Origin of the sequence: Mediterraneibacter sp. 210702-DFI.3.120 (assembly GCF_020561005.1) — a bacterium.
Classification (GTDB): Bacteria; Bacillota; Clostridia; order Lachnospirales; family Lachnospiraceae; genus Mediterraneibacter; species Mediterraneibacter faecis.
This window is the reverse complement of record NZ_JAJCNG010000019.1, coordinates 61662-68362: the sequence shown is the minus strand read 5'-3', so window position 1 is coordinate 68362 and position 6701 is coordinate 61662. Positions and strand designations below refer to the sequence as shown.

The window sequence follows — 6701 nt, the reverse complement described above, 5'->3', positions numbered from 1 at the left end:
TGCCGGGAAGAACCGTGATTATGTCTCCAGAGCATTTCTTAGCAATGTTATAATTATGTTTTAAGCGCATAAGACAAAGGTGCTGATGCTCGACACAGTAACGAAAGTCCCATAGTAAAACGGCGGCTTGGATCAGGATATCCAAACATTTCACCAAAGAACTCGAAATTCGATTTCGAATTAGGCAATTCTATTTTAGAACCATCAATGGCAAATAAATGATATCCATTCCAAAGTTTACGAGATGGGAACTGCTTATAGAATAAATCAACTGATAAATAGTAGAGCTCTTTAAATAAGTCAGGGTTAATAAATTGGCGAGCCTTTGACAGAGCCTGTTTTGAAATGTCAGGGAAATCAAGGCTTCCAAGATCTTCCCGAATACGGGAAAGATTTTGAAACATGGAGGCCTTTGAAGTGTAAAGCAGATACATAATTACTTGAAAAAGAGAAAGCTTTCGTTTGCGAATAAAATGATTTTTCGCACGATGAGGTTCCAGTTTTTCTGGGGTTGTGATATACTCCTTAATGGATTGGATGATATTTTTGCAGATGTCAATTCGATTCATATGACATACCTCCTAAAGTGTAATTAAGGTTCGTGGCGAGACGAACAATTCCTTAATTAATAGGTCGCGAAGCGACCTCACTTTCAGGAGGTTTTGTCAAGTACTTTTTTGTAAAAAAAGAAAAGAATTTCTTCAAATGCCGATGAAATCAGGGCTGAAGGAATTGGAATATTTTTCATAGATTGTTATTTTAGGAATTATTATAATTCAGATAATAAAAACTGTTAGAAAGAAAATAAAACAGAAAAATGAAACCGAGAGAACTAAAATAGAGGAAAAATAGAAAGAAGGACAGAAAAAATGAGTGATATAAATAAATATAGTATATTAGATATTGATGGTGCTGCAGATGTTGTCAATAATTTGTTGGATAAATTAGGAACAGCTGTAGGATGGGGAGTGAATAGAGAGACACCTGAAAGAATTGCAATTGCTACATATATTGAGGATATTAAAAATAGTGATTATGACTCATTGCTTAAGGCTGCATTGATTAGTCAGGCAAAGAAGACGATAAAAGAATATTGTAATCAGAAAGATGTAGTTGGATTTGCAATTAATGAATTAAGGGAAGGAGCTAATCCACAAAAAGTCGATGACGATTGGATTGTTTTATTTATGGATCAGGCACGACTTATTTCGGATGAAGTATTTCAAAGTATATGGGGAAAGATTCTTGCTGAAGAGTGTAATGATAATAACAGTATACCAAAAAAATTATTATATACATTAGCACAAATGGATCGGGAAGATGCGGAGACATTTACCACATTGTGTTCTTTGGCAGTAAAAGTAGATGATGAATATGAGCCGGTTATTTGGTGCCACAGATTAGATGAATATAAAAAGTGGGGAATAACATTCGATAAAATTATAAGTTTGATTGCATTAGGTTTAATAGAGGCAGATTTAGTCTCGATAGCAGCAGGATATGTTATCGAAAGTGAGAGTAATCCAATAAAGGTTCATTATTTTGATTCAGAGTATGAGATGGAGAAAGAAACAAAAACGGTAAGAGTAGGGAATGTACTTTTTACAAAATCAGGCCAGGCATTGCATAGAGCGATATCTGTGGAAAAGAAAGAGGGATTTTTTGAGGAATATTGTTTATCAATGTGGAGGAAGGAGATGTAGAAAATTGTCAAAAGGTCCAATGAAAGATATATTAGATACGATAGCTTTTGCTTTTAAATAAAATGATTTTTGAATCTTAGAAATTATATATATTAATATGGTAAAGTTCTTATAAACTTTACGGAAAAAGACATACACAAATGATAAACACTATTTTAACCTCAATATTTTCATACAATCTCAAAGACTGGATTTTCCTGTTATTCCTGCTTCTCCTTGCTGCCATTACCGTACATACTATTTCCTGGTGTGGAAGTGTATTACACAGTGTCACAAATAGTGGAAGACCGTATGCGGTATTTACATTTCGCGCGGATCAGGACAAAGGAATGTCAACAAATATTTTAATGAATATCTTGATTCCGAATATCATTTTGATCCTTCTGTCAATGTTTTGCTATCACGTGAAGGAATTAGCCTTTGGCAGAAAATTCTTGATTGTTTACGTGGTAGCATATTATGTGTACCGTGCATTTCTTATTTGTATTTTACTGAATAGAAGAGAATTGTATAATGTTCGATATGAACTTTTAAATGCGGTATTGGGAATCGGAGTAGCCTGTTTTCTGATTAAGTATTTTCTCTGTGAACCGGAAAAAGTATTTATACCGGCTTCTGAACTTGTGAATGAATTCTGGCTCGTTGTAATTGCTGTGGTATACAAATTTATGACTGTTTTTCTTGATAAAGTGTATACACAGAAAAAGGTCGTGAGTGAATCAAGACTGGACAAATATATCAGTAATCGATTTAATTATTTTTACAAGAAGTATAAAGATATTATTCAGATTACGGAAAACGATAACCGGATCTGGATTTTGCTTTTTTCAATCATGATTTTTGAAAATTATAACAGAGGCAAATTCAAAAGAAAACTGGAGAGAATAAAAGTACGGTCGGGAAGACATACAACAGTAGGAATCATGCAGGTGGGATCAGATGCAGATCTGACAGATGAAGAGTCGATTAATCTGGCATATTTCAAATTGAAAGATGAAATTGTGAGGGGGAATATTGTGACGGATGACGAAGGTGAGATCAATCACTATGCATTTCAATATAATCCGGATGAAGATTATGCACGATCAATCACTTATATTTACCAAAGGCTATGCGGTTATCTGAAGAGTACACAGAGATTTTATATTGCCTTTCATCTAGAGGAGCATCCGGAGGAAGAGTCCCCGGTTGATCCTCTAGATGAAGCAATGATGAGCTTTGGAGAGCCTAAGAGTTATCTGACGTTTGATGATGTTAGGATACTGACGGGATTATCGAAAAAGGAACTTAAGAAAAAGCTGAAAGAGAAACAGATTGTGGCAATGTATGATGAAGACGCAGTTCGGCAGGCATTTGATGAGGATATTGCAAAAGGGTAGTTGTACATGATCACGGTTTGCATTGTCAGGTTTTCCCTTGCGCTCTAAAGCGAGTTTTTCTTTCATATTATCCTCTCGTGTGTCGTCAAAAACCACGGATGTTTTATCGAGGAATTCTTTCTGTAGGGCCAATGGTGTGAAATTGGGAAAAGAGGAAAGTAGATTAGAAAAAAAGACGCACTTTAATAGAGCTTCACGGAAAAGCCATGTTAAAAACTATTGATTATTAGAATGCGACTTTTTTGTTGTTAAAATGTGTTCTTCCTATTGCTTTGTTTTTTTCGTCGTAGACCACATTGTGGTCTGACCCTATCAAATTGTTATAAACAAATAAATTCGCATTTACAAATCGCATATGAAGTGATAGACTTATGAAAATAAGAAAAGCAATTAAGTGTCCAGTACCTGCTATATATGTAGGTACTGGTAAGAGAAAAGAGGCGGAAAAAAGGAATGAAAACAATCAGTGATAAGATTTTTGAATTATTAAAAGAAAAGGGAATGAGTCAGAAAGAATTTGCCCAAAGAACAGGAATTGCAGAGAGTTCCATAAGTGATTGGAAGAAAAAAAGAACAAATCCGGTAAGTGATAAGATTTTGATCATTTGCGAAGTGTTGGATGTGACACCATATGAGCTGTTATCAGGAGCAGAGCATACAGGAAACAGAAGCAGGGATAATAATACTTATGTGATTAGTAAAGAGACAGAAATTGGAATGCTGGTAGAAACATATCAAAAATTAGATACAAATGCACAGAAAAGATTGATTGGATATTTGGAAGCACTCAAAGAACTTTCATAAAAAATTTACCTATATAATACGCATAAACGAAGAAATGATGAAATGAGTAAACAAAAAAGTATGAGGTAAGATAGCTGTTATAGCGGAGAGGGAATATTCAGATGCAGAGACAAGGAGGCTTTATTGGAATAGGCGTTAAATACCTTACCATGCAGCGCTTTGTGGTTTATCTTAACTTTAATATTGCATCTTAACTTAAAAAGAGTTAAAAATGGAGGTGAACACATGGAGTATCTCAATAAAGTCCTTGGAATCAAAGTAACTTATGAGGATGTGGAGTTCAAGCATTTGCCAAACTTTATTGTCATGCGGTATCGCCTGCAGATGGCATCTATGAATGGGAAAAAGGCGATTTTCCTTTATCCGAAAACTGAATTGGAGCAAATTGGAGTGCTGAAAAAGCACGTTGCCTGGATACAGAAAAATGAAAATTTGCCTGTTGTTCTAGTGCTGAAAGAGATTATTTCTCGGCAGAAAGAATATTTGCTTCGTGAGAAAATTCCATTTGTTGTAGAAGGAAGGCAGATTTATTTGCCTTTTATGGCGTTGTATTTGCAGGAGTGGTGCAATGCCGAAAGGGAACAACGAGAAGAAATGCGTCCATCGGCGCAGATGCTTCTGTTGCATTTCATTTATGGAGGCGCACAAGAATTGTCCACAAGTCAGGCTGCGAAAGACTTGGAATTAACACCTACTTCTATATCGAGAGCATCGAAACAGCTTGAAGAAATGGGATTGCTGCATATAAAGAAAAGAGGTGTACAGCGGATTTTAAAATCCGAGGATTCTCCGAAAATACTGTTCCAAAAAGCAGGAGATAAGTTGCTGAATCCAATAAAACGAACGGTTTATATTCCGAAAGAATTTGTGGGGACAGCTTTGCTAGAAAGTGGATATTCGGCATTGGCAGAGTGTTCCATGCTGAATGCACTGAACGTCAAATACTATGCAACAGAAAGAATCTCTCTATGGAAAGATGTTATGACAAACCGTTTGCAAAATTCACAGGTGCAAGTGGCTGTAGAAATGTGGAGATATAATCCCCGAAAATTGTCCACACGAAATACTGTGGACGAACTTTCGCTGGCATTGGCATTGAGAGAAGATGCGGATGAACGGGTTGAAGAAGCAGTAGAAGAAATGCTGAATGAACTGTGAAGGAAGATAGATGGTTACAGGGATTGAGAGTTTTAAGGAATGGTTCAAGAGCAGTGAAGAACAATATAGAAGCAGTTGATGCGAATTTTGGAAAGAAATTTTGGGAATATGTAAAACGGGCTGGATATGAACATTGCAATAAAAGTTCGGGTGTGCCGCAGTTTTATCGTTTTAGCCACCCAGTCTCGAATCAGTATCCTGCGATGATTGAACTTTTCACGCGAAAGCTGGATGCCATTCAACTTCCGGAAGATGCAGTTTTGACACCGCTACCAATAGACGAAGATATTTCAAGTCTGTCTGCTATTCTTTTGGACGATGATTACTACGAATTTTTGAAACAGGGGAAAGTCACTGTTGATGGAGTTACTGTCTTGGATGCGGCATATTTGATTCCATTTAAGGCAAAAGCGTGGATGGATTTAATAGATCGCAAGGCTGCAGGTGAACATGTTGACAGCAAAAACATCAAGAAGCATAAGAACGATGTTTTCCGCCTGACAGAATTGATTGATCCCATGGTCAAGATTACGGCTCCTCAAGGAGTTTATGCAGATATTCAGGACTTTATTCAGAAGATGCAAAACGAAAGCATTGATATTAAGCAGTTGGGGCTGGTAGGGAGAATGAAGGATCAGGTTTTGGACGAACTAAAAGATTTGTATATAGCACAGTGAGAAAACCAATAAAATCAAGGACTTGTGGTGTTTATAAAACGCCTAAAAAACAAGTTTTTAAAAGGAGATAAATGAAATGAATAGTGCATTAGATAAAGTTGGAGTATATGATTTTTTTGGAGTACTGTTATCTGGAATGATAGTAATTGTTGTGAGTTGTTGTCTTGATTTACCATTGATAAATTTAATAGCAAATGTAGAAAATGACATTGTTAATGCTATCTTATTTTTGGTTGGGAGCTTTTTCTTGGGATTGGTTTTACAAGAGATTAGTTCAGTTCTTGATAAAAAGGTTTTCAAATTTCGTGAAAATGCAAGGTGTAAATTTTTGAATGATGAAAATAAAATTATTGGTAATGAGTTGGAATTAAAATCTTTTAGAGAGCTTGCAAACAAAATATTAAATAAATCAAACGATGATCAGGTTTATAACGAAACTGAAAATGAGTATGTATTTTATTTATGTAAGACTTTTTTAGAAACACATGAGAAATGTGATAAGGCTAATAAAATAAATTCATTATATGCTATGAGTCGTAGTTTAATAATATCAATGCCGTTATGTTTAAGTGCTTATTATAGATACAACATAAAATCATTCAGTTTTAGCAGGCAAGATTTAGTGGTTACATTTATCATGGCTATGTTGACTGTTATCTTTTATAAAAGAGCGAAAAGATTTGCAGCATATAGGGTACGGGTAATTCTGCGTCAGTATAAAATATTAAATGAGAAAAATTAGTAAAGAGACAGAAATCGGAATGCTGGTAGAAATATATCAAAAATTAGATACAAATGCACAGAAAAGGTTGATCGGATATTTGGAAGCACTAAAAGAGCTTTCATAAAAAATTTACCTATATAATACGTATAAACGAAGAAATAACGAAATGAGATGTGAAAGCGGCGGACTATCTATATGTGGAAACCAGGTCACAATTGATAGTTAGTCTTGTTGTTTAAAGTGGATGGGAAGCATA

The 6701-nt window shown here is 35.3% G+C and carries 7 protein-coding genes; 6 read left to right on the top strand and 1 reads right to left on the bottom strand.

All coding sequences use genetic code 11. The annotated features are described in order from the left end of the window. Nucleotides 1-53: 53 nt before the first annotated feature. Nucleotides 54-569 carry a hypothetical protein gene (locus LI162_RS10895; RefSeq protein WP_055157660.1) on the bottom strand — a complete coding sequence of 172 codons (516 nt, stop codon included), beginning with the start codon at nt 567-569 and terminating at the stop codon, nt 54-56. A gap of 300 nt (nt 570-869) precedes the next feature. Here LI162_RS10895 and LI162_RS10890 point away from each other — a divergent pair, with 300 nt between their 5' ends. From LI162_RS10890 to LI162_RS10865, 6 genes are all read left to right on the top strand, one after another. Next, complete coding sequence (locus tag LI162_RS10890) at nt 870-1703, top strand: DUF2806 domain-containing protein (RefSeq protein WP_055157658.1); 834 nt, start codon at nt 870-872, stop codon at nt 1701-1703. A 140-nt stretch (nt 1704-1843) separates the two neighbouring features. Next, nucleotides 1844-3082, top strand: a complete 1239-nt coding sequence (locus LI162_RS10885; protein ID WP_055157656.1) for a hypothetical protein — start codon at nt 1844-1846, stop codon at nt 3080-3082. Between the two features lie 453 nt (nt 3083-3535). After that, entirely contained in the window at nt 3536-3886 is a 351-nt protein-coding gene (locus LI162_RS10880; protein ID WP_055157654.1) for a helix-turn-helix domain-containing protein, read from the top strand. 225 nt (nt 3887-4111) lie between these two features. After that, nucleotides 4112-5044, top strand: coding sequence for a MarR family transcriptional regulator (locus LI162_RS10875; RefSeq protein WP_055157652.1), 933 nt, complete (start codon nt 4112-4114; stop codon nt 5042-5044). After that, complete coding sequence (locus LI162_RS10870) at nt 5041-5721, top strand: hypothetical protein (RefSeq protein ID WP_226901251.1); 681 nt, start codon at nt 5041-5043, stop codon at nt 5719-5721. The genes LI162_RS10875 and LI162_RS10870 overlap by 4 nt, the downstream gene beginning before the upstream one ends. A gap of 76 nt (nt 5722-5797) precedes the next feature. Continuing rightward, nucleotides 5798-6463: a hypothetical protein gene (locus LI162_RS10865; RefSeq protein ID WP_055157650.1), complete on the top strand. Its 666-nt coding sequence runs from the start codon at nt 5798-5800 to the stop codon at nt 6461-6463. The last annotated feature ends 238 nt before the right edge of the window (nt 6464-6701 follow it).

What these genes read in the sequence shown, in the direction of transcription:
- LI162_RS10895 (WP_055157660.1), bottom strand. Translation starts at nt 569, where the DNA reads ATGAATCGAATTGACATCTGCAAAAATATCATCCAATCCATTAAGGAG.
- LI162_RS10890 (WP_055157658.1), top strand. Translation starts at nt 870, where the DNA reads ATGAGTGATATAAATAAATATAGTATATTAGATATTGATGGTGCTGCA.
- LI162_RS10885 (WP_055157656.1), top strand. Translation starts at nt 1,844, where the DNA reads ATGATAAACACTATTTTAACCTCAATATTTTCATACAATCTCAAAGAC.
- LI162_RS10880 (WP_055157654.1), top strand. Translation starts at nt 3,536, where the DNA reads ATGAAAACAATCAGTGATAAGATTTTTGAATTATTAAAAGAAAAGGGA.
- LI162_RS10875 (WP_055157652.1), top strand. Translation starts at nt 4,112, where the DNA reads ATGGAGTATCTCAATAAAGTCCTTGGAATCAAAGTAACTTATGAGGAT.
- LI162_RS10865 (WP_055157650.1), top strand. Translation starts at nt 5,798, where the DNA reads ATGAATAGTGCATTAGATAAAGTTGGAGTATATGATTTTTTTGGAGTA.